This is a genomic window from Microbacterium sp. NPDC056057 (genome assembly GCF_042266945.1).
Taxonomy (GTDB): Bacteria; Actinomycetota; Actinomycetes; order Actinomycetales; family Microbacteriaceae; genus Microbacterium; species Microbacterium trichothecenolyticum_C.
Window position 1 is genome coordinate 1755364 of the sequence record NZ_JBHJWS010000001.1, and the last position, 23996, is coordinate 1779359.

Genomic DNA, 23996 nt, shown 5'->3' on the forward strand with positions numbered 1-23996 from the left:
CGCACGGAGGCGCCGCTGCGCCAGGCTGAGGCAGGCCCGCCGGGGGTGCGGGCGGTATCAGCGGCATCCGTCCCTCCTCTTCCGAGACGGAGCCGAACGGAGGACCCATGTCTCGCACGCAGGCGTCGCCGGTCGCGCTGCCCGATCTGCGGGGGCGCACCGCGCTGGTCACGGGCGCGAGCGACGGCGTCGGCGTCGAGATCGCGCGTGGCCTTGCGGCGGCCGGCGCCGATCTCGTGCTGCCGGTGCGCAATCGCGTCAAGGGAGAGCGGGCGGTCGAACGCATCCGGGAGAGCGCGCCCGACGCCCGTGCCGACCTGGTCGACCTCGACCTCGCGCGCCTCGACTCGGTGCGCGCGCTCGCCACGGCGGTCCTGGCCGATCGCACGCCCCTCGATCTGGTCGTGCTCAACGCCGGCATCGTGCTGCTCGGCGACCGCGACCGCCACGTGAGCACCGATGGGTTCGAGCTGCACTTCCAGACGAACTTCCTGGGGCACTTCGCGCTCACGACGGCGCTGCTGCCGCTGCTGCAGGCGCGGGGAGCGCGCGTCGTCGTGCAGCTGAGCCTGGCCGCCCGCTTCGGGCGGCCCGCCTGGGACGATCTGCAGAGCGAGCGCCGCTACTCCCCGCTGCGCGCCTACGGGGCGTCGAAGGTGGCGTTGGGACTGTTCGGCTACGAACTCGCCCGTCGCGTGGCGACGGGAGACGGTGGCGTCACGGTGCACCTCAGTCATCCCGGCGTGGTGCCCGACACCGGGATCGCGCCGGCCATGCGCGCCCGCGATCGCGGCGGCCTCGGACGCCGACTCGCCGACGGCCTCGGCAATACGCCCGCGCGGGCCGCGCAGCCGGCGCTGCTCGCTGCGGTCACAGATGAGGCGCCCCCGGGCTTCTTCGGCCCCACAGGTGAGCTGCACTTCGGTGGGGCCGCCGGCCCTGTGCGCCCGTACCGACGTCTCGCCGACCCCCTCGACGGTGCGCGGATGTGGGCGGTGGCCGAACAGCTGCTGCAGGACCGCAGCGACGCCGTGCGCGCCTGACCCGGAGCGTCGGCTACGGTCCGGGCGTCTCGGGCGTCTGCGGGAACGGCGGCTCCTCCGGGTGAGGCGCCAGCGGCTCATCGGGCCAGGGCGCCATCGGCTCGTCCGGCGGCGACGGGATGCTGGGGCCGGGGCCCGGGTCAGGGCTTCCCGGTCCGGGAGAGCCCGGCCCGGGAGGCATCTCGCCCGGCGGGGTCTGGTCCGGCATGGGCTCGGGGACTGTGGGGTCGGTCATGACGTCTCCTGGGAGGAACGAGGGCCGCGCGTCGTGCCCTGCATCACTTTCAGCCTGCGGCGCGGGCGACGACGCGGCGAGGCCCTTGACCTACGCGCACACAGGGATTAGTCGTGCCCCGGACCGCTCCTTAGGCTGGAGGGGTGGCATCCATTCTCAACATCTCGGCGTACCTCTTCACGCGCATCGACAACACCGGCGAGTTGCGCCCGCTGCTGCGTGAGCGCGCGGTCGGTGCCGGATTGAAGGGGACGATCCTGCTCGCCGAGGAGGGGATCAACCTCTTCCTCGCGGGTGACGCCGAGGGGGTGCGCGGCTTCGTCGCGGCGCTGCGGGCGGATCCGCGCTTCGCCGCACTCGCGACGAAGGAGAGCTGGTCGGACGCGCAGCCGTTCGGCAAGATGCTCGTCAAGGTCAAGCGCGAGATCATCCGCATGGACCACCCCACCATTCGCCCCGAGGGCAATCGCGCGCCCGCCGTCGCTCCCACCACGCTGCGCCGCTGGCTCGACAGCGGTCACGACGATGACGGTCGCGAGGTCGTGCTGCTCGACACCCGCAACGCCTTCGAGGTCGACTACGGCGCCTTCGACGGCGCTCTCGACTGGCGCATCGAGCGGTTCACGCAGTTCCCGGATGCCGCGGCCGCCGCCGCGGCCGACCTCGAAGGCAAGACCGTCGTGAGTTACTGCACCGGCGGCATCCGGTGCGAGAAGGCGGCGATCTACCTGCGCGAGGCCGGCGTCGAGGCCTACCAGCTGGACGGCGGCATCCTGGGCTACTTCGAGCACGTGGGCGGCGACCACTGGAGCGGCGACTGCTTCGTGTTCGATGAGCGGGAGGCTCTGACGCCGGGCCTCGCCCCGCGGCCGGGAGCAATCGCATGACCGCGCAGGAACCGGCGGCCGCAGCTCGTCCCGTCGGCCGCGCCGCGGTCCTGGGTGCGCTCGGGGTCGATGTGGTCCTCGTTCTCGCGTTCGCCGCCATCGGTCGCGCGAGCCACGACTCCGACGTCTGGGCCGGCCTCTGGCAGACCGCTTGGCCGTTCCTGGCGGGCCTCGGCATCGGCTGGCTCGTCACGCGAGCGTGGTGCGCACCGGCGGCGCCGGTGCGCACCGGCCTGGGCGTCTGGGCGATCACCGTCGGCGGTGGGATGCTGCTGCGCTGGGTGTCGGGTCAGGGCACCGCGCTCGCGTTCATCATCGTGGCATCGCTCACGCTGCTGGTTGCACTCGTGGGCTGGCGGGTCATCGTCGCGATCGTGCGTCGCGCGCGCCGGCGCTGAATCGGGCGGGCTCAGGCGGTCTTGCGCAGGCCGGTCTCGATCACGATCCGGTTCCCCTCGATCACGCCGGGGCCGTCGCCGGAAAGCGGGGCGGGTGCCGGCGTGATCTGCTCCGCCTCCCACACCGCGCGGGCGTTCTCGGCCGTCGGGTAGAAGAACTCCTCGACTCCGAGCAGTCCGCCCGACGAGTGCGACGGCGTCTCTCCGCGCCGGCGACGACGGTGCGTGTCGAACGCGAACCACAGGAAGTACACCGGCAGCGCGACGACCGCGGCGACGAATCCCCACACCATCGCGTCGCCCACGGTCATGCCGACAGCGTACGTCGCCTCAGCGGTGAGCGGAGGCCTGGAGGGTCACGTCGGCAGGGAACTCGGCGAACCACGCCTCGAAGGGCACCGGAGTCCCATCGCCGGGCACCTCGTCGACATACGCCGTGGCGGCGCGCACGATGCGGCCGTCGATCGCCCGCGCGACCACGGTGACGGCGACGTAGCGCTGGTCGTCGGCGAAGCGCCCGCTCACCGTGCCGGTCGCCGTGCCCGGCGGGGTGCGCGTCGACGTGCCGCCGGGATCGGGCGTGCCCGCGAGCCCGTCGACGGTGAACGAGCCGGTCTCGTCCGCCGGCGAGAGCGTCGCCTGCGAGGCCTCGGGTGCGGTCACTTCGATGGTGTCGATCAGCTCTTCGCCCTCGATGGTGAAGGAGCCGACGACCGCGGTCTGGCCCGACAACAGGGTCGCGATGGCGGTCGAGGAACCGATGACGGTGCCGTCCTCGGCGTACGCCTGTGCGTCGAGGAAGGCGTCGAACACATAGTCGGCGTTCGGGTTGTCGACCACGACGACGTACCACCAGATGTCGCCGAAGTCGTGCCCGAAGGCGGTCTCCGTCACCGTCGGCCGCTGGGGCGTCGGGAACTGCGCGCCGGGGTCGGGCTGGCCGTCCGTGCCCGGCGCGGCGACGCCGGGGATGGCGTCATCGTCGTAACCGTCGCCTGCGTTCGGGACGACGTCATCGCCGGAGGAGGTGCCGCACGGCCCGAGCACCGAGACCACGACCACGACGGACACCAGGCCCCCGAGGACCGAGGTCACCAGCGCGCCCGCGCCGAAGCCCTTGCCTCCCTGATTCCGGCTGAGGAGAGCCACCAGCGACAGCACGAACGCCGCGAGCAGCAGCAGGGGAGCGAGCAAACCGGCGCCCGATCCGAGCCCGACACGGACGAAGAGCAGGAGCACACCGGCACCGGCGAGGACCAGCGCGACGATGGCGAGCGCCTTGGGCCGGCTGTCGCGACCTCCGGGCACCGGGTACGCGCCTTCGGGCGCTGCCGTCGGGGAGCCGGGTGCGGCGTCGCCGGGTTCCGGCGCCGCGTACGCCGGGATCGCGTACTGCGGGGCGTCGAGGTCGGGTGTGCGATAGCGCCGCGGGGTGGGCGCGCCGTCCGGAGTCGCCGCGTCGGCGGGGTCGCCCGCAGGCAGGGGATCGGGCATGCGGCTCCTGTTCGCGGTCTCCTGGGTGCCCAACCTAGCGAAGGTGCGTGCGCGCGGTCGGGCGACTCGGGCGCGCCGACATGACGACAGCGCCCCCTGCGCGGCCCTGGACGGGCGGCGCAGGAGGCGCTGTCGGTGGCTTCGCGGAGTCAGCTCAGGCCGTTCGCGGCGAGCCAATCCTTGGCGATGTCTTCGGACGAGCGCTGGTCGACCGTTGATTCGACATTCAGTGCGACGAGGCCCTCGGGTGTCAGCGCGGCGCTCACCGCATTGATCACGTCGGCGATCTCGTCGGCGATGTCGGCGTTGACCACGGGGACGACGTTCGACGCCAGGAAGAGGCCCTTCGGGTCCTCGAGCGTCACCAGATCGTCGGTCTTGATGCGGGGGTCGGCGCTGTAGACGTTCGCCACCTGGATGTTGCCGGCGACCAGCTCATCGACGGTGGTGTCCGCGGTGGCGTTGAAGGTCACGTCGACGTCGTACAGGTCCTTGAGACCCTTCGGACCGTACGGCCGCTCCTCGAGCTCGGGCGCCCCACCCAGCACGAGACCCTCGATGCCGGCGAGGTCGGCGATCGAGGTGAGGCTGTGCTCCTCGGCAAACGCGGCGGTGACGTTGTACGAGTCCTGATCCGTGGCCGGTGACTGGTCGAGCACGGTCAGGCCGTCGGGCAGCGCATCCTTGAGGGCCGCGTACACGTCATCCGATGTCGTGGCCGTCGTCTGAGGATCGAAGAACTGCAGCAGATTGCCGGTGTACTCCGGGAACAGGTCGATGGATCCGTCTTCGAGCGAGGGGATGTACGTGTCGCGCTGGCCGATGTTGAAGTTGCGCTCAACCGTGAAGCCGGCGCCCTCCAGCGCCTGCGCGTAGATCTCGGCGATGATCTCGTTCGAGTAGTACGCCTGCGAGCCGATGACGATCGTCGATGAGTCGGGCGTGGAGCCGCTGTCGGTGCTGTCGCCGCCGAGCGGGTCGCTCGAGGCGCAGCCCGCGAGGGCGAGTGCCGCGACGGCGGTTCCGGCAAGGACGGCCGCGAGGCGGGTTCGTGCTGTGGACATTGTCGTACCTCCGGTGTGGTGGTGGGGGATCAGTGGGAGACCTGCAGTGAGCGAACCGTTTCGGTGCCGGTGGCTCGTGACGGCCGACGGCGCAGGCGGTCGGTGCGTGGCACGGCGAAGCGGGCGAGCAGCGCGAAGAGTCCGTCGAGCACGAGTGCGAGGGCTACGACGATGATCGAGGCCCCCAGGATCTCTGCGAAGTCGCGCAGCGCGATTCCCTGGAGGATGTAGAACCCGAGGCCGCCCACCCCGATATACGCCCCGATGGTCACCGTGGCGACCACCTGCAGCGTCGCGGAGCGGAAACCGCCGATGAGGAGAGAGAGTCCGAGAGGCACTTCGATCCGGAACAGGATCTGCCACTGGGTCATTCCCATCGCGCGGCCGGCGTCGATCACAGCGCGGTCGATCGCCTCGATGCCGGCATACGCTCCGGCGAGGATCGACGGGATGGCGAGCACCACGAACGCGGCGACGGCGGCCTCGGTCTTGAGCGTGACCCCGAACAGCAGATACAGGAGTACGACGAGCCCGAGGGCGGGCAGCGCGCGGGCGGCCCCCGAGAGGAACACCGCTATCTCGCGGCCCTTGCCCGTGTGACCGATCAGCCAGCCGATGGGGACGGCGATCACGGCCGCGATCGCAACCGAGCCGAACGTGTAGGCGAGGTGCTGGGCGATGGCGGTCGGCAGCGGCAGGGAGCCCGTCAGCCGTGCGGGGGAGAAGATCCAGGCGAACGCGTCCGCGAGCAGGTTCATGCGGTCACCGCCCGGAGCCTGGCGCGGCGCGGCGGGGCGATCCGCCGCGTCCACGGCATGAGCGCGCGCCCCGCCAGCATGAGCAGCAGGTCGATGACGACCGCGATCACGACGACGGCGACGACGCCTGCGAACACCTCGGCGAGGATGCGGCGCTGCGACCCGTTCGTGAACAGGTAGCCCAGGTTCTGCACGCCGATCAGCGCTCCGACGGTCGCCAGAGAGATCGTGGACATCGCGGTCACGCGCAGCCCCGCGAGCACCACGGGACCGGCGAGGGGGAAGTCCACCGTCCAGAAACGTCGCCAGGCGCCGAAGCCGACCGCGATTGCGGCGGACCTCGTGCCGGTGTCGACCGAGGCGAGTCCGTCCGTGACGGATCGGGTCAAGATCGCCACGGCGTAGATCGTGAGCGCGACGATGAGATTCAGCTCGGACTGGTAGGGGATTCCGAACAGGGTGGTGAGCAGGGCGAAGAGCGCGAACGACGGGATCGTGAACAGCAGTCCGACGATGGTGAGGATGGTGCCTCGAAGCCGTGTGTACCGGAAGGCCAGCCACCCGAGCGGCACCGACAGGACGAAGCCCGCGATGATCGCGATGGCGCTCTGCCGCAGATGATCGAGTGTCAGCGCCCAGATCAGGTCGACGTTGTCGGCGACCCAGCTCACCGCTCGTCCTCCACGAGAACGCCCTGCGTGCGGCCGGCGTCGTCGACGAGCACCGTGCCGCGCGCGGTGCGCTTGGCGCGCAGCGCCCGCGTGCCGCGCTCGACGCCGATGAAGTCGGCGACGAAGTCGCTCGCCGGGTTCTCGATGATCTCGCTGGGGCTGCCGATCTGCGCGATGCGCGCGCCCTTCTCGAGGATCACCACCTGGTCGCCGAGCAGGAACGCCTCGTCGATGTCGTGGGTGACGAAGACGATCGTCTTGTCGAGCTCCTTCTGCAGGCGGAGCGTCTCGGTCTGCAGTTCGCGACGCACGATGGGGTCGACGGCGCCGAAGGGCTCGTCCATCAAGAGGATGTTCGGGTCGACGGCGAGGGCGCGGGCGACGCCGACGCGCTGCTGCTGGCCGCCCGAGAGCTGGCTCGGATACCGCTTGGCCAGACCGCGCTCGAGGCCGACGACATCCATGAGCTCCAGGGCCCGCTCGCGCGCCTTCGCCTTCGGGACGCCGTTCAGCACCGGCACCGTCGCGATGTTGTCGACGACCGAGAAGTGGGGGAGGAGGCCGGCGTTCTGCAGCACGTAGCCGATGCCCCGGCGCAGCGTGACGGGGTCGCGTTCCGAGATCGGCTCGTCGTCGATCGTGATGACCCCGCCGGTGGGGTCGACGAGCCGGTTGATCATGCGCAGCAACGTGGTCTTGCCGCTGCCGGACGAACCGACGAGCACCGTGGTCTTGTGTGCGGGGATGAGCACACTGAAGTCCTCGACCGCGGCCGTGCCATCGGGGTACCGCTTCGAGACCCCACGGAATTCGATCGCCATGCTGCCCTTTCGGCCGGGTTCCCAGATAACCACAGCCTTCGGACATGACGGCGGCGCTGGACAGAGGCCGTAACCTGGGCCATCCTTCCGCCTGCAGGCGCCGCAGGCAATGGCTTCGCCGCTGTCACCGGCGGCCGCTACCGTGGGGCGCATGACTGCTCGGGAGTACGACCTCATCGTCATCGGCGGCGGTCCTGTCGGCGAGAACGTCGCCGACAGGGCGACCCAGGGCGGCCTGTCGGTCGTCGTGGTCGAGAGCGAGCTCGTCGGCGGCGAGTGCTCGTACTGGGCCTGCATCCCCTCGAAGGCGATGCTGCGCGCAGGCGCCGCGGTGCGTGCCGCGCAGCGCGTGAAGGGCGCCGCCGAGGCGGTGACCGGAGACGTCGACGTGGCCAGGACCCTGGTGCGACGCGACGAGCTGGTGCACAACTGGGACGACACGTCGCAGGTCGAGTGGCTCCAGGGTGCGGGCATCGATCTCGTCCGCGGGCACGGGCGCCTGACCGGCGAGCGCGAGGTCACCGTCACCGGTGCCGACGGTGGTGAGACCGAGCTCGTCGCCCGCCACGCGGTCGTGGTGTCCACCGGGTCGGCGGCGCTCCTGCCCGATATCCCGGGGCTGGGCGACGTCGCACCGTGGACGAGCCGCGAGGCGACCGGCGTGCACGATGTCCCGGCGTCGCTGGCGGTGCTCGGCGGGGGCACCGTCGGCACCGAGATGGCGACCCTGTACGCGTCGTTCGGCTCCACCGTGACCGTGATCGCCCGTTCCGGCCTGCTGCGAGGCGTCGAGCCCTTCGCGGGCGAGGCGGTCGAGAAGGCGCTGACGGATGCCGGAACCACCGTCAAGACCGGCGTCGAGGTCGAGCGGGTCTCGCGTGACGACGGCGGCGACGTGGTGCTGGCGCTGTCGGACGGGTCCGAAGTCCGGGCCGCCGAGGTGCTGGTCGCGACGGGCAGGGTGCCGCGGACGGAGGATCTCGGGCTCCAGGCGATCGGGCTCGAGCCCGGTTCGTGGCTCGACGTCGATGACACGCTCCGCGTGCGCGGCGTGGACTGGCTGTACGCAGTCGGCGACGTGAACCACCGCGCGCTGCTCACCCACCAGGGCAAGTACCAGGGGCGGGCCGCGGGCGACGTCATCGCCGCGCGCGCGAAAGCCGCCGACGTCGACGACGCCCCGTGGGGGAGGCACGTGGCCACGGCCGATCACGCGGCGGTGCCGCAGGTGGTCTTCACCGACCCCGAGGTCGCCGCGGTGGGGCACACCGAGAAGTCGGCGCGCGAGGCAGGTCTCAGCATCCGTGTCATCGATTACGACCTGTACTGGATCGCGGGTGCGAGCGAGGTCGCCGACGACTACCAGGGACGAGCTCGGGCGATCGTCGACGAGGAGCGCCGCGTGCTCGTCGGCGCCACGTTCGTCGGCCAGGACGTCGGAGAGATGCTCCACGCGGCCACGATCGCGATCGTGGGCGAGGTGCCGATCGAGCGCCTGTGGCACGCCGTGCCGTCGTATCCGACGATCAGCGAGGTCTGGCTCCGCTGGCTCGAGGTGTACGGCCGCTGAGCCGCGCCTGGTCCGCCGAGGATGCTCGGAGCATCGCGCTGTACGCTGACCGCGCACCGCCACCGTGAGGAGGACCGCCATGCGACCCGAGCCCCTTCCCGCCGGTCCCGGCCAGGAGTCGGTCTGGGACTACCCGCGCCCGCCGCGTCTCGAGCGGGTCGCACGCCGGGCGCGGATCCGGCTGGGTGGCGAGGTCATCGTCGACACCGACGATGTCGTCCGCGTCCTCGAGACGAGCCACCCGCCGGTCTACTATCTGCCGATCCAGGCATTCGCCGAGGGGACGCTCACGCCCGGCGAGGGGTCCTCGTACTGCGAGTTCAAAGGCGGTGCCGCCTACTTCGACGTGCGCGGTGGCGACGAGGTGCGCCCGCGCGCGGCGTGGACGTACCCGCGTCCTTCCGCGGGGTTCGAGCAGCTCGCGGATCGGGTCGCGGTGTACGCCCGTGAGATGGACGACTGCACGCTCGACGGCGTGGAGGTCGTGCCCCAGCCCGGGCGCTTCTACGGCGGCTGGATCACCCCCGACGTCGTCGGTCCGTTCAAGGGGGAGCCGGGTTCGCTCGGCTGGTGAGACACCCGGATGCTTCGGCATCCGTCCTGCGAACTGCACAGCGAACGCTCAGGCCCGACTCTTGTTCACCGATATATCGGTAAGTATCGTCGGGGTATCGGCACATGCTCGTTCAGGAGGTTGCCATGAGCGGTTCATTCCAGGGATTCGGTTCGCGTCCGGGAGGGCAGGGCTCGGGGCTTCCGAGCAGCTTCTGGGACGCGATGGATCAGTTGAAAGAGACGTTCGAGAAGAGCTTCTCGCCGCGGGCCACGAAGGGAGACGTGCGCGCAGCGGTGCTCGCGATCCTCGCCGAGAAGCCCATGCACGGGTACCAGATCATCCAGGAGATCGAGGAGCGCAGCGACGGCGCGTGGAAGCCGAGCCCCGGCTCGGTGTACCCGACGCTGCAGATGCTCGCCGACGAGGGGCTCGTCGCCGCCGAGGAATCGAACGGCAAGAAGACCTACTCGCTGACCGAGGCGGGTCGTGCGGCGGCGGCGGCCGCCGAGGGGCAGTCGGCCCCGTGGGAGGCGGCAGGGTCACGCGACGCGGGGCGCGCCACAGCGCTCCCCAAGGCCGGCGCGAAGCTCGCTCAGGCGGCCGCGACGGTCGGTCGCAGCGGCACGCCCGAGCAGGTGGCCAAGGCCGTCGAAGTGCTCGACGACGCGCGGCGTAAGCTCTACTCGATCCTGGCTCAGGACTGACGGCCGGCGTGCCGGCAGACGGCGTCGGCCCGAGTCCGCGGGTTCGGCGGGGCGCACGATCCCGGGCGACCGGGATCGCAGGCACCGTTAACCGCTGAACAGCACCGTCCGAGGAGCTTCGATGGCCGACGTCGGGAACCCGCGCGCCCGCTACCGCCGGATCCTGCGCTTCGCCGGCCGGTACATCGTGCAGGCCTGGTGGTACGAGCTGTTCCTGCCGCGGTTCGGCTTCGGCGCGCTCGCCGCGCGCGGCCGCACCCAGCGCTTCCAGAACATCGCCCGCCGGTTCCACGTGCTCGCGGTCCAGTACGGCGGGCTCATGATCAAGGTGGGGCAGTTCCTCTCGTCCCGACTCGACGTGCTGCCGCCCGAGATCACGAAGGAGCTGGAGGGGCTGCAGGACGAGGTCCCGCCGGTCGCCTTCCCCGCGATCCGCGCGCTCGCCGAGGCGGAGTTGGGCATTCCACTCAGCCGCGCGTTCGAGTGGATCGACGAGACCCCTCTGGCCGCGGCATCCCTCGGTCAAGCGCATCGTGCGCGGCTGACGCCGGCCGACGCGGCTGAGACCGGGTTCGCCGGCGTCGTCGTCAAGGTGCAGCGGCCCGGGATCGAGGAGATCGTCGACGTCGACCTGGCGGCGCTGCGCCGCGTGGCCGGCTGGCTCACCCGCGTGCGGATCGTGCGCGATCACGTCGACCTGCCCGCGCTGGTGGAGGAGTTCGCGCACACGAGCCGTCTGGAGATCGACTACCTTCACGAGGCGCAGAATGCGGAGCGGTTCGCGACGGACTTCGCGGGCGACCCCCGCGTCACGGTGCCCGAGATCGCGTGGGAGCGCACGACGCGCCGCGTGCTGACGCTCGCCGACGTCACGGCGATCAAGATCAACGACATCGACGGGCTGCGGGCGGCGGGCATCGACCCGTCGGAGGTCGCGGTCGAGTTCGCGAACGTGATGTTCGACCAGCTCTTCCTGCGCGGGTTCTTCCATGCCGATCCCCACCCCGGGAACATCTTCGTGACGCCGGTCACGCGGGCCGCCGGCGACAACCGGCATCCGTGGACCCTCACCTTCATCGACTTCGGCATGATGGGCGAGGTCCCCGACAAGCTGCGCCACAACCTGCAGCAGCTCATGATCGCCGTCGCCTCGCGCAACAGCGCGCAGATGATCGACAGCATCCGTGCCGTCGGCGTGCTCCTCCCGTCGGCGGACACGGTCGAGCTCGAGCGCGCCATGACGGCGCTGTTCGGGCGCTTCGGGGGCATGGGGTTCGCGGAGCTGCAGGAGGTCGACCCGCGCGAGTTCCGCCAGTTCGCCAAGGAGTTCGGCGACGTCATGCGGTCACTGCCGTTCCAGCTGCCCGAGAACTTCCTGCTCATCATCCGCGCGGTCTCGCTCACCAGCGGCATGTGCAGCTCGCTCGACCCCGCCTTCAACGTATGGGACGCCGTCGAGCCGTATGCCGCGCGCCTGCTGCGCGACGAGCGCGGCAACGCCGCGAAGGCGATCGCGCAGGAGGCCGTATCGACCGCCGGTGTCATGGCCCGCCTGCCACGTCGCCTGGACGACATGGTCACGCGCATCGAGGATGGGCGCCTGGTCGCCGACGTCCCCAAGCTCGACCGGTGGCTGCGCCGTCTCGAGCGCCTGATCCGGCGCGTGGTGGCGGCCGTGCTGTTCGCCGGGCTGCTGATCAGCGGGGCCGTGCTGCGCGCCGAGGACCTCACGATCGGCACCGTGCTCATGATCGGCTCACTCGTGCCGCTGCTGTACGCACTGTTCGCAGGCTTCTCCGGCAGGCGCGGCCCGCACGACTGAGGTCACGTCGACCCGGGAGATCGGGTGACGGATGCTGCGCCCCGGCGCGTCAGCGGCCGTCGAGGTCTGCGATCGCGGCCTCGACCTGCGCCAGCCGAGCCGTCGGGTCGCCGGCGACCTCGATCACCTGCGCGTCACCGCGCAGGTCGGGGTCGTCCGAGAGCTCGAGCAGCGCACCGTCCATGGCGTCGCGCAGCTCCGGATCCTCGTCCTCGGGCACCCGGATGTCTCCACCGAGCGGCAGGATCACGAGCAGATCCACGTGCGCCATCGCGGCCACGGCGAGGTCGATGGCCCGGGCCGGGTGACCGCCGGGGCGCGACGCACGACCCAGCTCGTCGAGGGCCGTGAGGTACGCGAGGAAGTCGAGCGGGCCGCGCTCGGCGATGACGCGGGCGCCTCGCTCGAACTCGAGCAGCCGGCGGCCGGAGATGCCGAGCTGCGCCAGGAACAGTCCGGCGTCGGGCTCGTCGCCGGCTTCGTCGATGAGCTCGTACGGATCGGGAAGCACTTCGTACGCCGGGTGCGCCGCCGAGAAGTCGCCGATGAGGGTGCTCTTCCCGCTGGCATGGGTGCCGGAGACCACGATCCGCATGATCGGAGCATACGGGTGGCGCGCGTCCTGCTCGGCGGGCTCCTCACCCGCTACGGTGGCACGCAGGAACTCGTCCTCGGGGGTGCGTGCGGTCTGGGCGGTGATCGTGCGGGTCGCGGATCTGCTGGTGCAGCTCGCCCTGATCTGGCTCGGGCTGCTCATCATCTTCGTAGAGGGCGAGGAACCGACCCTCGACACGCTCGTCGGATGGTGCGCCCTGGGCGCGCTCTACTGGCTCGCATCCGCGATCGTGGTCGGCGCGAGCGTGAAGCGCTCCCGCAACGCCGCTCCGCGCTGGATCGGAGCGTTCGACGCGCACCCGCTCGTCGCGGCGGTCACCGTCACCGCGACCTTCCTGGCGAGCATCGTCGGGATCATCGCCGCCGCCGAGATACTGGTGCTCCGCAACGACCCGGGCTGGGCGGGCTGGGTCGAACCCATCGGAGTGGTCGCGATGCTGTTGTCGTGGGCGCTGTACCACTGGGGCTTCGCGCGCATCTATGACCGCCGCTACCGCCTCGCCGTCATCCCACCGCTGATCTTCCCTGGCACCGAGAACCCGCGACTCGCCGATTTCGTGTACTTCTCCTTTACGAACGCGACGACCTTCTCCGTCTCCGACGTGCAGGTGGTCACGACCCGTATGAGGTGGACCGTCGTCTGGCACACGACGACGAGCTTCTTCCTCAATGCCCTCATCATCGTGCTGGCGTTCAGCACGATCATCAACGCGGGCCCGGTGGATCTCTAGACTGCGAGGACGAGCGCCCGGGCGCGGCGCTTTCGCCACAGGCGAGCGAAGGAGACGCGATGCAGCTGGGAATGGTGGGCCTCGGCCGGATGGGCGGCAACATCGTCCGGCGCCTGATGCGGGACGGTCACGAATGCGTCGTGTACGACGTCAGCCCGGATGCGGTGTCCACTCTCGCTGGCGAGGGCGCCGTCGGATCCGCGAGCCTCGCCGATCTCGTGTCGAAGCTCGAGGCACCGCGCGCGATCTGGCTCATGATCCCCGCCGGACTCACGGGCAAGGTCGTGGACGAGGTCGCCATGCTGCTCGAGCCGGGCGACATCATCATCGACGGCGGCAACTCGAACTACCGCGACGACGTGCGCCGCGCGTCCGCACTGCAGGGCAGCGGCATCCACTACGTCGACGTGGGTACGAGCGGCGGTGTGTTCGGCCTCGAGCGCGGCTACTGCCTCATGGTCGGCGGGCCCGACGAGGCGTTCGCACGCATCGAGCCGATCCTGCGCACGATCGCTCCGGGCAGCGGCGAAGTCGAGCGCACGCCGGGCCGCGCCGGGGACTTCGCCCCCGAGGAGCAGGGCTACCTCCACTGCGGTCCGTCCGGTGCGGGCCACTTCGTCAAGATGGTGCACAACGGCATCGAGTACGGGGTGATGGCGGCGCTCGCCGAAGGCCTCAACATCCTGGAGCACGCGGATGCCGGCGTTCAGGAGGCCGAGCACTCCGCCGAGGTCGCACCGCTCGAAGAGCCCGAGTTCTACCAGTTCACGATCGACACCCCGAAGGTCGCGGAGCTGTGGCGCCGCGGATCGGTGATCTCGTCGTGGCTCCTCGACCTCACTGCGGCGGCGCTCCAGGGCAACCCCACGCTCGACGGTCTCGCAGGGCGCGTCTCGGACTCGGGGGAGGGGCGCTGGACGGTCAAGGCCGCGGTCGACACGGGAGTTCCGGCGCCGGTGCTCGCAGCATCCCTGTTCGAACGATTCGCCTCGCGCGGCGAGGACCATTTCGCCAACCAGGTGCTCTCGGCCATGCGGCTGCAGTTCGGCGGCCACCAGGAGCTGCCCGCCGGTGACGTGCTCGAGGCGGGCTCGCGCAAGGCCGAGTCGTCGAGCGGCGGTCGGTCCGGGTCCGACGGCGCTTCGTGACCAAGGCCGACCTCAAGAAGTCGATCGCGGCGTACACCGCCCCGCGCGGGTCGTTCGAGATCGTCGACGTTCCACCGATGCAGTACCTCATGGTCGACGGCCACGGCGACCCCAACACCTCGGACGAGTACGGCGAGGCCGTGGCGGCGGTGTTCGGGGTCGCCTACAAGCTGAAGTTCCTGAGCAAGGCCGAACTCGGCCGCGACTACGTCGTGATGCCGCTCGAGGGCTTGTGGTGGTCCGACGACATGGCGGCGTTCACGTCGGAGCGCGACAAGTCCCGGTGGAGCTGGACGATGATGAGCCTCGTCCCGGAGTGGCTCGACGGCGGCCATTTCCAACGCGCGCGGGACGCGGCCGTCGCCAAGGGCACGTCACCCGCCCTGGAGCGGCTGCGCCTGGCGGAGCTCGCCGAGGGCCGGTGCGTGCAGACCCTGCACGTCGGGTCGTACGACGACGAAGCGCCGGTGCTCGCCCAGATGCACGAGCGCTTCATCCCCGACGCAGGGCTGCGCATGCGAGGGCTGCACCACGAGATCTACCTCGCCGACCCCCGCCGCACGGCCTCCGAGAAGCTCCGCACGATCCTGCGCCAGCCCATCGACCCCTCGCGCTGACGTTCAGGCGGTCGGCGGCTTCACGGCGTCGGGCGCGTCCTGCGCCGGGTGGCCGTGGGTTCCCTCCGCCGTGCCGCCCGGACCACGCGAGATGAGGTTGGTCGCCCAGCGTTCGTTGAACCCTGCCAGGAATCCGACGGCGCCCCAGAAGAACCAGCTCGCGATGTGATCGTCGGGGACGGTGAAGATGCCCGCGAGCAGTCCGCTCTTCAAGAAGAACACCACGGCCGCGGCGAAGAACCAGCCGAGGAAGATGCGGTAGATCGCCGCACCCCGGGCGGCCGACTCGATCGTGAGATTGTGCATCCGGTGCATGCGCAGCATGACGCTCACGCAGGCGCCCGCCGCCCCTGCTCCGACGGCGACCAGCACATCACGCAGAGCCTCGCTCTGGTCCACCGGCATCGGCCCATGGCGCCACAGCGTGATGACGGCCGCGCCGCCGGCGCCGATGAGCAGGAGGAGGAAGAACGTCATCGTGACGCCGCCGAGCAGGCCTCGCGCGTAGCGTCGGCGCGCGATCTCGCCCTCTCTGCGCTGGAGGAAGTCGGCGGCGTAGATGATGCGGCCGTCCAGGGCGGTGAGCTCTGAGGGGTGGGGGCCCGGTCCGTCGAAGCCGATCGCGGCGATTCTCACCGCTTCGTGCACGAGTTCGTCGAGCGTGGCGACGTCTTCGCCGCGCAGGACGAAACGCCCGCGCAGGATGATCTCGTCCAGCCTGCCGAACTGCTGCGGGGCGTTCACGGCGACGATCAGAGCCGCCTTCTGGAACTGCGCGTCGTCGACGTGGAGGAGCCCGATCGGCTTCTTCCGCGAAGTCGCACGCTTGCGCGCGGCCGCGCGTCCTCGCGCAGCCTCCCGCATCCGTCCGATCTCGAGGGCGATCCATGACCTGCCCTCGGGGATCTTGATGCCGACGGTCGGTGGCGCCGGCAGCGTCGCATCAGCCACGATCGCTCTCCCTTGGCCTCGCGGCGCGGGTTGCGCCGCATGCTGTGAGGAGAGTGCTCACGCGCCTCGTGATACCCCGACGGACGAACGGATGCCGCGACCCGGCCGGGTCGCGGCATCCGTTTCTCGTCTGTTCCTACGCCGTCGCGTCGGCGCGCTTGGGGAGCACCCAGCCGGCCCGCGGGAAGTGGCACGTGTAGCCGTTGGGGATGCGGATCAGGTAGTCCTGGTGCTCGGGCTCGGCCTCCCAGAACGGACCCTCGGACTCGATGGTGGTGACGGCCTTGCCGGGCCAGAGACCCGAGGCGTCGACGTCGGCGATGGTGTCGCGCGCGACCTCGGCCTGCTCGGCGGACAGCGGGAAGATCGCGGAGCGGTAGCTCGAGCCGATGTCGTTGCCCTGGCGGTTCATGGTCGACGGGTCGTGGATCTGGAAGAAGAACGCCAGGATGTCGCGGTACGAGGTCTTCGTGGGGTCGAAGACGATCTCGACCGCCTCCGCGTGACCGGGGTGCTTGCGGTAGGTCGCGTGCGCGTTCTCGCCGCCGGTGTAGCCGACACGAGTGTCGAGCACGCCGGGCTGGCGGCGAATGAGGTCCTCCATGCCCCAGAAACAGCCGCCGGCGAGGACCGCCGTCTCGGTGCCGGGGGTGCGGGTGATCTCGCCGGTGTCGAAGGGACCGCTGGTCATGATGCGTGCTCCTGGTTCTCGGTGGTGAAGAGGTGTCGGTAGGCGCCGTAGCCCTCGTCCTCGAGCGACGAGGCGGGCACGAAGCGCAGTGCGGCCGAATTCATGCAGTATCTCAGGCCCCCGGCCTGCCGTGGGCCGTCGGAGAAGACGTGACCCAGATGACTGTCGGCGCCCGATGAGCGCACCTCGGTGCGCGGCAGCAGCAGCTTCCAGTCCTTCTTGGTAGAGACGGCGTCGGGCTCGATGGGCTTGGTGAAGCTCGGCCATCCGGTTCCGCTGTCGTACTTGTCGGTCGACGAGAAGAGCGGCTGGCCCGAGACGACGTCGACGTAGATGCCGGGCTCGTGGTTGTTCCAGTAGGCGTTGCGGAAGGCGGGCTCGGTGCCCTCCTCCTGCGTGACGCGGTACTGGGTGTCGGAGAGGCGGCTCAGCGCCTCGGGTGTCTTGCGGTACTCGTTGCTCACGATTCCTCCAGGTTCGACGCGGCTGGCTGCGGCGTCATAGAGGAGAACGGATGCCTCACGGGTTTTGGTCCCGCGAACCTGGGAGCGAGCTTCGAGTTCTGGGCGACGAGTGTCTCCGGCCGTTTCGCATACGCCGACGAAACATCGGTTCGCGTGGACTGGTTCGGCCGGAGCACCCGATCCCGGCCGGAAGGCGTCCACCATGCACGACCGCATCACCACGGCCCCGCGCGTCGTCGCTGCCGCGGTGGCCCTTCTCGGAGTCGCGGCACTGACGCTCGGGCCGCGTGCCATCGTCGCGCCCGCGCGCGGTTCTTTCCTGCGCGCCACGGAGGCCGTGGCCGCACCCGTGTCCGCCCTGCTTCCGCACGCGAGCGTCGATCAGATCCTCAACGCGCTCCTGTTCGTGCCGCTCGGCGCAGCCCTGGCACTTCTTCTCCCGCGGAGGCTCTGGTGGGTGGCGATCGGCGGCGGCCTCGCACTGTCGGCCACGGTCGAGTACGTGCAGGCCTCGATCCCCGGCAGGGTGCCCGATGTCGACGACGTGCTGTGGAACACCGTCGGAACGACGATCGGCGTCCTCGCGATGACGCTCGTGGGTCTGGCCGTCGGGGCGGCCGGACACCTGCTGCGTCGTTCGGTCAGGCCGAGCCGAGCTCGCCGCTGAGTCGGCGGTGGAAGCCTGCCGCAGCATCCGTCATCCCGTGCAGATCGACGGCCGTTCCGCGCGCCTCGTACTTCGTGACGATGGCGTCGAGGGCGGCGACCGTCGAGGCGTCCCAGACGTGGGTGCGCGAGAGGTCGATGACGACGTGCGGTGGGTCGGCGGCGTACTCGAACTGCGTGGTGAGGTCGTTGCTGGAGGCGAAGAAGAGCTCGCCGTCCACGCGGTAGCGGGCGGTGTCGCCGTCGACCTCGCGCGTCACGGTCGTGAAGTGCGCGACGCGGCGGGCGAACAGCACCATGGCGGCGAGCACGCCGAGGATCACGCCGACGGCGAGATTGTGCGTCCATACCGTGGCCACGACGGTGACGAGCATCACGAGGGTCTCGCTCAGCGGCATCCGTTTCAGCGTCGACGGACGGATGCTGTGCCAGTCGAACGTCATGACCGACACCACGATCATCACGGCGACGAGGGCCGCCATCGGGATGAGCCCGACGATGTCGCCCAGGGCGACGACCAGGATCAGCACCCACACGCCCGCCATGAACGTCGAGATCCGCGTGCGACCGCCGGAGGTCTTCACGTTGATCATCGTCTGGCCGATCATCGCGCAGCCGCCGGTGCCGCCGAAGAACGCCGAGGCGATGTTGGCGACGCCGAGTCCCCACGCCTCACGGGTCTTGCGCGAGTGGGTGTCGGTGATGTCGTCGACGAGCTTCGCGGTCATCAGCGACTCGAGCAGACCCACCAGCGCGGCGGCGAACGCATAAGGCGCGACGATCTGCAGCGTCTCCCACGTCAGCGGGACGTTCGGGATGAGGAGCTCCGGAAGGCTCCGGGGGAGCTCGCCCTGGTCGGCGACGTTCGGCACCGCTGAGAGCCCGAACACCACGACGACCACGGTCAGCACCACGATCGCGATGAGCGGTGCGGGGATCGCGCGCGTGATGCGCGGCCAGACGAAGAGGATGCCGAGACCCGCGGCCACGAGCACGTACACCGCCCAGGGCACGTCGACGAGCTGCGGCATCTGCGACAGGAAGATCAGGATCGCGAGGGCGTTCACGAAGCCGACCATGACGCTGCGGGGGATGAACCTCATGAGCCGGGCGACGCCCAGCACCGCGAACAGCACCTGGAGGATGCCTGCCAGTGCGATCGTGACGATGAGGTAGTCCGACCCGTATTCGCGCGCGACGGGTGCGATCACCAGCGCGACCGCGCCCGCGGCGGCGGTGATCATCGCCGGACGCCCGCCGGTGAACGCGATGACGATGGCGAGCACGAACGATGAGAACAGCCCCACCCGGGGGTCGACGCCCGCGACGACCGAGAATGCGATCGCCTCGGGGATGAGGGCGAGCGCGACGACGAGCCCGGCGACGACCTCGCGCGTGACGAGGCGGGGGCGCCGCAGCGCCTGCAGCACGGTCGGCTCGCTGCGGTAGCGATCGGCGGATTCGGCGACGGCGGACACGGGCGCTCCTCGGGTTTCGCGCGCACCGTTGCGCCCGCAGGGGGTGGATGAGGGGAGGGATGCCGCGACCCGCGCGGCCCTCCGACTCTAGCGGCGTACCTGACGACGTCACTGATCTCAAGGGCCGCCGGTCAATCGGTCCGGAGTAACGTGGAGGCCGATGTCGGCCTCCGTGTTCACAGGGCATCTGCCCGGCGATCGGGCGTACCGCCGGCTCATCGCGGGCCTGTTCTTCGCCGGCATCGCGACCTTCGCGCAGCTGTACTCGCCGCAGGCGGTGCTGCCGCTGATCGCGGCCGAGTTCGCCGTGCCGCCCGCGACCGCGGCGCTCACGGTGTCGGTGACGACGCTCGCGCTCGCCGTCACCGTCATCCCGTGGTCGGCCGTTGCCGACCGCGTCGGGAGGGTCCCGGCGATGACGGCAGGAATCATCGCCGCGACGGTGTTCGGCCTGCTCGCCCCGTTCAGTCCCGACTTCGGCACGCTGCTCGCGCTGCGCCTGCTCGAGGGTGTGGGCCTCGGCGCGGTTCCGGCGATCGCGCTCGCCTACCTCAGCGAGGAGGTGGATGCTGCGCACACGGCGGCCGCCGCGGGCAGCTACATCGCCGGCACGACGATCGGCGGGCTCGCGGGCCGCATCGTCGCGGGGCCGGTCGGCGATTTCGCCGGCTGGGAGACCGGGGTCCTCGTCGTCGCCGTCGTGTGCGCGGTCTCGGCGGTCGCGTTCCTGATGCTGGTGCCGAGGGCGCGCGGGTTCGTCGCGCTGCGCCATCGCCCGGACCCTGGGCCGTCGCTGCTGCACCGGCTGGCAGTGAACCTGCGGTCGCGGCGGCAGCTCGCGCTCTACGCGCAGGGGTTCCTGCTGATGGGCGGCTTCGTCGCGCTCTACAACTACCTCGGCTTCGCCCTCGCCGAGCCGCCGTACTCGATGCCGCACTGGGCGGTCAGCCTGCTGTTCCTCGCCTACCTCGCCGGCACCGTCGCATCGCCGATCGCGGGAACGCTCGCGTCGCGCTTCGGGCGGCTCCCTGTCCTGCTGGTCTCGAGCACCGTCATGGCCGCGGGAGGGACCCTGACGCTGGTGCCGGCCGTCCCCGTCATCTTGGCGGGTCTCCTCGTCTTCACGGCCGGCTTCTTCGCCGCGCACGCCGTGGCGTCGGGCTGGGCGCCGGTCGCGAGCACGCCGGACGCGAAGGCGCAGGCCTCGTCGCTGTACTACCTCGGCTATTACGGCGGCTCCAGTCTGTTCGGCTGGGCGTTGGGCCTCGTGTTCGTCGCGGCGGGATGGGACGGCGTCGCGGTGGCAGTGCTCGCGCTGATCGCGACGTCCGTGCTCCTGGCGGTGGCGTGGCTGCGACCGACGGCGCGGCGCGCGCCGTGAGGGAAGAGCGGATGCCGCGGGCCGAGGCATCCGTGACCGAATGGTGGAGTGTCGCCGCGCTCTCGTCAAGGGGGTGTCAGCTGTTCACCCCGGCGACCTAGAGTCGCTCGAGTGGTGGACCGAGCCAGCGCCCAGCCCGACCACTCGGGTTTTCGCGCCGATATCCAGGGACTGCGTGCGATCGCAGTCGGGTCTGTCCTGCTCTATCACGCGGGCCTGCCGTTCCTGCCGGGCGGCTACGTCGGCGTGGACGTGTTCTTCGTCATCTCGGGCTTCCTCATCACGTCCCACCTCCTGGGTCAGCTCGAGCGCCACGGCAGGCTGAGATTCGGGGAGTTCTACGCGCGACGTGCGCGCCGGATCCTCCCGGCGTCGTTCGTCGTGCTCACGCTCTCGGTGGCCGCCGCGCTCATCTGGTACCCGCCGCTGCTGATGAAGGACCTCTGGGCGGCGGCCGTCGCCACGGCGCTCTACGTGCCGAACTACTTCTTCGCCTCTGCGAACTCGGACTACCTCGCCGAGTCGTCGAACCCGTCGCTCTTCCAGCACTACTGGTCGCTCGGCGTCGAGGAGCAGTTCTATCTCCTGTGGCCGGCGGTGCTCGCGCTGGTGTGGGTGCTGGTCCGGTCGCGGCGCGCGCTCGTCGGGGTGCTCCTCGTCGTGGTGGCCGCGTCGTTCGCGCTCTGCGTGTGGCTCACCTTCGCCGCCCAGCCGTGGGCGTTCTTCTCGCTCCCCTCGCGCGCATGGGAGCTCGGCATCGGCGGGCTCGTGGCCGTGCTGCTGCAGCGGAGGCGCGGGATCGTGGGGCCGCGGTGGGCGGCGCCCCTGGGGTGGGCAGGCATCGCGGCGGTGGCGGCATCCGTCTTCCTCTTCTCGTCCGAGACGCTCTTCCCGGGCGCGGCGGCCGCGGTTCCCGTCCTCGGCACGGCTGCTGTGATCGCGGCGGGCGAGTCGCGGCGCGGACCGACACGGATGCTGTCGGCCCGGGGCATGGTGTTCCTCGGAACGATCTCGTACTCGCTGTACCTCGTGCACTGGCCGGCGCTCGTGCTTCCCGGCACCGCGCTGCCCGGGGAGCTGCCGCTGTGGACGACGCTCGGCATCGCGATCGCGTGCGTGCCCGCGGCGTGGTTGCTGTACCGGTTCGTGGAGGACCCGGTGCGCCGGACGCCGCTGCTCACGAAGCGCCGGGCGCGCGTCACGCTGGTGGGCGCGCTGGCCGGATCGCTCGCGTGCCTGGGGCTCGCCAGCGCCGCGTACGCGGTGGCCGACACCCGGTCGCTGCACGCGGAGCGCGCGGCGTCGGGCACCGTCATCGCCGACGCTCCGCGCGGCACCGACTTCGTGCCCGACAACCTCGCGCCCGCGTTGCGGGATGCGCGCGACAGTCTTCCCGAGGTCTACGACGACGGCTGCATGCTGGGCATCGCCTCGACGGACGCCGAGGGCTGCGTCTACGGGGATCCCACGGCGCCGCGCATCGTGCTCTTCGGCGATTCGCACGCCGCGCAGTGGTTCCCGGCGCTCGAAGGGTTCGCGACCTCGGCGGGGTACTCCGTCGAGGTGCACACCAAGAGCTCCTGCCCCGCCGCCGACATCGAGTCGCTCCGCCGCGGTGCACCGTACCCGCAGTGTCCCGAATGGCGCGATGCCGTGATCGATCGCATCAACGCCTCGCCGCCCGCGCTGGTGCTCGTGGCGACGTTCACCGATCCGGAGCTCGCCCCGGGGGTCGACGACGACGCCAAGACGTGGGCGGCGGCGTTCGGCCGCACGCTCGACGCGATCGACGCGCCTGTCGCGATGATGGCCGACACCCCCGACATGCGGGAGGATCCGGCGCCCTGCCTGTCGGCGCACCTGTCCGACGCGGCGGCCTGCGCGCAACCGCGGACGGTCGCGCTCGAGGGGCCGGCGCGTGACGGCGAGGCGACAGCGGCCGCGAAGCGCGGCATCCCGCTCGTGGATCTCAACGAGTACCTCTGTGACGCCGAAGCCTGCCCGCCGATCATCGGCAACACGCTCGTCTACCGCGACTCGCACCACCTCACCGCCGCCATCAGCGCCGACATGGCCGACGTGCTCGGCCGGGCGCTGCAGCCGCTGCTGCCGCCCGCTTCGGGCGGCTGATCGGCGCGACGCCCAGCCGCCGGCAGGACGGCCGTTGCGCGCGGCCCCTCGCGCCCGGAACGATGGGGGACATGCGCGCGGTCGTGTACGAGCGGTACGGGTCGCCCGAGCGGCTCGAGTTGCGCGACGTCCCCCGGCCGGTGCCCGGCGCCGGCGAGGTGCTCGTAGAGGTCGTCGCGACGTCGGTCAACCTGTCGGACTGGGAAGGGCTGCACGGCAGTCCCGCCTATGCCCGACTCGGCGGGCTGTTCCGGCCCCGCCGGAGGATCCTCGGCTCCGACATCGCCGGCCGGATCGCGGCCGTCGGCGACGGCGCGACCCGCTTCGCGGTCGGCGACGCGGTGTTCGGCGACATCATGCCCCGCTACGGCGGGTTCGCCGAGTTCGTCGCCGTGCCCGAATCGATGCTGGCTCCGAAGCCTGCCGAGCTGTCGTTCGCCGAGGCGGCCGCTCTTCCGCAGGCTGCGGCGATCGCGACCCATGCCGTCGCGCTGGCGAAGCCGGGAGCACGGATGCTGCTCAACGGCGCCGGCGGAGGCTCGGGGAGCCTCGCGATCCAGCTTGCGGCCCAGCAGGGCGTGCACGTGACGGCGGTCGACAACGCGGGCAAGCTCGACTTCCTCCGCGCGCTCGGCGCGGACGAGGTGATCGACTACCGTCGCGACGACTTCACGCGGCACGGGCCGTATGACCTCATCGTGGACCTGGTCGCCCGCCGTTCGGTGTTCGCCTACGCCCGCGCGCTTGCGACGGGCGGCCGGTGCGTGATGGTGGGCGGAACGGCACGGACCCTGATACGGATGCTGACCGCCGGCGCGCTGCTCGGGGCCCTGACCCGCACGCACCTGGGCGTGCTCTTCGTGCGCCAGGGGCCGTCCGCGTTCGTCCCGGTCGCCGAACGCTGTGCGGCGGGCGAGGTGCAGGTGCACATCGACCGTGTGTTCCCGCTCGACCAGGTGCCCGAGGCGCTCGCGTGGCACGGTGAGGGCCATGCCCTCGGCAAGGTCGTGGTGGCGGTGCGTTGACGGGGGCTCGACGCGATCCTCGAGTCGGCGCGGCTATCAGTCCGGCGCGGCGCGTGTCAACGGGCAGACGCATGCG

At 70.9% G+C, this 23996-nt stretch carries 26 protein-coding genes; 14 read left to right on the forward strand and 12 right to left on the reverse strand.

Features of this window, described 5'->3' with window-relative positions; genetic code table 11:
• The first annotated feature begins 107 nt into the window (after window positions 1-107).
• Window positions 108-1043, forward strand: a complete 936-nt coding sequence (locus ACFC1K_RS07435) for an SDR family oxidoreductase (protein ID WP_375871070.1) — start codon at window positions 108-110, stop codon at window positions 1041-1043.
• 13 nt (window positions 1044-1056) lie between these two features.
• On the opposite strand, the gene ACFC1K_RS07440 is transcribed toward ACFC1K_RS07435, so the two are convergent.
• Window positions 1057-1278, reverse strand: a complete 222-nt coding sequence (locus tag ACFC1K_RS07440; RefSeq protein WP_375871071.1) for a hypothetical protein — start codon at window positions 1276-1278, stop codon at window positions 1057-1059.
• Between the two features lie 143 nt (window positions 1279-1421).
• Between ACFC1K_RS07440 and ACFC1K_RS07445 the strand changes: the two genes are divergently transcribed.
• The gene (locus tag ACFC1K_RS07445; protein WP_375871072.1) at window positions 1422-2165 is read left to right on the forward strand and encodes a sulfurtransferase; all 744 of its coding nucleotides are present in this window, start codon (window positions 1422-1424) and stop codon (window positions 2163-2165) included.
• A complete protein-coding gene (locus ACFC1K_RS07450; RefSeq protein ID WP_375871073.1) occupies window positions 2162-2563 on the forward strand; it encodes a DUF3054 domain-containing protein in 402 nt (133 codons plus the stop codon). The genes ACFC1K_RS07445 and ACFC1K_RS07450 overlap by 4 nt, the downstream gene beginning before the upstream one ends.
• An 11-nt stretch (window positions 2564-2574) precedes the next feature.
• Here ACFC1K_RS07450 and ACFC1K_RS07455 read toward each other — a convergent pair whose 3' ends face one another.
• The 6 genes from ACFC1K_RS07455 to ACFC1K_RS07480 all read right to left on the reverse strand — a co-directional run bounded on the left by ACFC1K_RS07455 (window position 2575) and on the right by ACFC1K_RS07480 (window position 7371).
• A complete protein-coding gene (locus ACFC1K_RS07455) occupies window positions 2575-2874 on the reverse strand; it encodes a hypothetical protein (RefSeq protein ID WP_375871074.1) in 300 nt (99 codons plus the stop codon).
• A gap of 19 nt (window positions 2875-2893) precedes the next feature.
• Entirely contained in the window at window positions 2894-4057 is a 1164-nt protein-coding gene (locus ACFC1K_RS07460) for a hypothetical protein (RefSeq protein ID WP_375871075.1), read from the reverse strand.
• A 149-nt stretch (window positions 4058-4206) separates the two neighbouring features.
• Entirely contained in the window at window positions 4207-5121 is a 915-nt protein-coding gene (locus ACFC1K_RS07465; RefSeq protein ID WP_375871076.1) for a glycine betaine ABC transporter substrate-binding protein, read from the reverse strand.
• A 29-nt stretch (window positions 5122-5150) separates the two neighbouring features.
• Window positions 5151-5879, reverse strand: coding sequence for an ABC transporter permease (locus tag ACFC1K_RS07470; RefSeq protein ID WP_375871077.1), 729 nt, complete (start codon window positions 5877-5879; stop codon window positions 5151-5153).
• Window positions 5876-6550, reverse strand: coding sequence for an ABC transporter permease (locus ACFC1K_RS07475; protein ID WP_375871078.1), 675 nt, complete (start codon window positions 6548-6550; stop codon window positions 5876-5878). The genes ACFC1K_RS07470 and ACFC1K_RS07475 overlap by 4 nt, the downstream gene beginning before the upstream one ends.
• Window positions 6547-7371 (reverse strand): ABC transporter ATP-binding protein, encoded by an 825-nt coding sequence (locus tag ACFC1K_RS07480; protein WP_375871079.1) that lies wholly within the window; start codon window positions 7369-7371, stop codon window positions 6547-6549. Before ACFC1K_RS07480 ends, ACFC1K_RS07475 begins: the two co-directional genes overlap by 4 nt.
• A 151-nt stretch (window positions 7372-7522) precedes the next feature.
• On the opposite strand from ACFC1K_RS07480, the gene ACFC1K_RS07485 reads away from it, so the two are divergent.
• The 4 genes from ACFC1K_RS07485 (at window position 7523) to ACFC1K_RS07500 (ending at window position 12023) form a co-directional block, all read left to right on the forward strand.
• The gene (locus tag ACFC1K_RS07485) at window positions 7523-8941 is read left to right on the forward strand and encodes a dihydrolipoyl dehydrogenase family protein (protein ID WP_375871080.1); all 1419 of its coding nucleotides are present in this window, start codon (window positions 7523-7525) and stop codon (window positions 8939-8941) included.
• Window positions 8942-9020: 79 nt separating this feature from the next.
• Window positions 9021-9515, forward strand: a complete 495-nt coding sequence (locus tag ACFC1K_RS07490; RefSeq protein WP_310284975.1) for a DUF427 domain-containing protein — start codon at window positions 9021-9023, stop codon at window positions 9513-9515.
• Between the two features lie 125 nt (window positions 9516-9640).
• Window positions 9641-10201 carry a PadR family transcriptional regulator gene (locus ACFC1K_RS07495; RefSeq protein ID WP_310284973.1) on the forward strand — a complete coding sequence of 187 codons (561 nt, stop codon included), beginning with the start codon at window positions 9641-9643 and terminating at the stop codon, window positions 10199-10201.
• Between the two features lie 121 nt (window positions 10202-10322).
• Complete coding sequence (locus tag ACFC1K_RS07500; protein ID WP_310284971.1) at window positions 10323-12023, forward strand: AarF/UbiB family protein; 1701 nt, start codon at window positions 10323-10325, stop codon at window positions 12021-12023.
• 49 nt (window positions 12024-12072) lie between these two features.
• On the opposite strand, the gene ACFC1K_RS07505 is transcribed toward ACFC1K_RS07500, so the two are convergent.
• Window positions 12073-12618: a hypothetical protein gene (locus ACFC1K_RS07505; protein WP_375871081.1), complete on the reverse strand. Its 546-nt coding sequence runs from the start codon at window positions 12616-12618 to the stop codon at window positions 12073-12075.
• A 55-nt stretch (window positions 12619-12673) separates the two neighbouring features.
• Between ACFC1K_RS07505 and ACFC1K_RS07510 the strand changes: the two genes are divergently transcribed.
• The 3 genes from ACFC1K_RS07510 to ACFC1K_RS07520 are packed head-to-tail and all read left to right on the forward strand — an operon-like array spanning window position 12674 to window position 15134.
• Window positions 12674-13369: a DUF1345 domain-containing protein gene (locus tag ACFC1K_RS07510; protein ID WP_375871082.1), complete on the forward strand. Its 696-nt coding sequence runs from the start codon at window positions 12674-12676 to the stop codon at window positions 13367-13369.
• Window positions 13370-13428: 59 nt separating this feature from the next.
• Window positions 13429-14517: a phosphogluconate dehydrogenase (NAD(+)-dependent, decarboxylating) gene (gene gnd / locus ACFC1K_RS07515; RefSeq protein WP_375871083.1), complete on the forward strand. Its 1089-nt coding sequence runs from the start codon at window positions 13429-13431 to the stop codon at window positions 14515-14517.
• Window positions 14514-15134 (forward strand): GyrI-like domain-containing protein, encoded by a 621-nt coding sequence (locus ACFC1K_RS07520; RefSeq protein ID WP_375871084.1) that lies wholly within the window; start codon window positions 14514-14516, stop codon window positions 15132-15134. Before gnd ends, ACFC1K_RS07520 begins: the two co-directional genes overlap by 4 nt.
• Before the next feature lie 3 nt (window positions 15135-15137).
• Here ACFC1K_RS07520 and ACFC1K_RS07525 read toward each other — a convergent pair whose 3' ends face one another.
• The 3 genes from ACFC1K_RS07525 to msrB form a co-directional block, all read right to left on the reverse strand.
• The gene (locus ACFC1K_RS07525) at window positions 15138-16085 is read right to left on the reverse strand and encodes a hypothetical protein (protein ID WP_375871085.1); all 948 of its coding nucleotides are present in this window, start codon (window positions 16083-16085) and stop codon (window positions 15138-15140) included.
• Window positions 16086-16221: 136 nt separating this feature from the next.
• Window positions 16222-16776 carry a peptide-methionine (S)-S-oxide reductase MsrA gene (msrA, locus tag ACFC1K_RS07530; RefSeq protein WP_310284961.1) on the reverse strand — a complete coding sequence of 185 codons (555 nt, stop codon included), beginning with the start codon at window positions 16774-16776 and terminating at the stop codon, window positions 16222-16224.
• Window positions 16773-17240: a peptide-methionine (R)-S-oxide reductase MsrB gene (gene msrB, locus ACFC1K_RS07535; protein ID WP_375871086.1), complete on the reverse strand. Its 468-nt coding sequence runs from the start codon at window positions 17238-17240 to the stop codon at window positions 16773-16775. The genes msrA and msrB overlap by 4 nt, the downstream gene beginning before the upstream one ends.
• Window positions 17241-17442: 202 nt before the next feature.
• On the opposite strand from msrB, the gene ACFC1K_RS07540 reads away from it, so the two are divergent.
• Window positions 17443-17907 (forward strand): VanZ family protein, encoded by a 465-nt coding sequence (locus tag ACFC1K_RS07540; RefSeq protein ID WP_375871087.1) that lies wholly within the window; start codon window positions 17443-17445, stop codon window positions 17905-17907.
• Here the strand turns inward: ACFC1K_RS07540 and ACFC1K_RS07545 are convergent.
• Window positions 17882-19384, reverse strand: coding sequence for a SulP family inorganic anion transporter (locus tag ACFC1K_RS07545; protein ID WP_375871088.1), 1503 nt, complete (start codon window positions 19382-19384; stop codon window positions 17882-17884). The two genes, ACFC1K_RS07540 and ACFC1K_RS07545, sit on opposite strands and share 26 nt — an antisense overlap.
• A 160-nt stretch (window positions 19385-19544) precedes the next feature.
• Between ACFC1K_RS07545 and ACFC1K_RS07550 the strand changes: the two genes are divergently transcribed.
• From ACFC1K_RS07550 to ACFC1K_RS07560, 3 genes are all read left to right on the forward strand, one after another.
• Window positions 19545-20765 carry an MFS transporter gene (locus ACFC1K_RS07550; protein ID WP_375871089.1) on the forward strand — a complete coding sequence of 407 codons (1221 nt, stop codon included), beginning with the start codon at window positions 19545-19547 and terminating at the stop codon, window positions 20763-20765.
• Window positions 20766-20876: 111 nt separating this feature from the next.
• Window positions 20877-22895, forward strand: a complete 2019-nt coding sequence (locus ACFC1K_RS07555) for an acyltransferase family protein (protein WP_375871090.1) — start codon at window positions 20877-20879, stop codon at window positions 22893-22895.
• Window positions 22896-22966: 71 nt separating this feature from the next.
• Window positions 22967-23920 carry an NAD(P)-dependent alcohol dehydrogenase gene (locus tag ACFC1K_RS07560; protein ID WP_310284949.1) on the forward strand — a complete coding sequence of 318 codons (954 nt, stop codon included), beginning with the start codon at window positions 22967-22969 and terminating at the stop codon, window positions 23918-23920.
• Window positions 23921-23996: the final 76 nt, after the last annotated feature.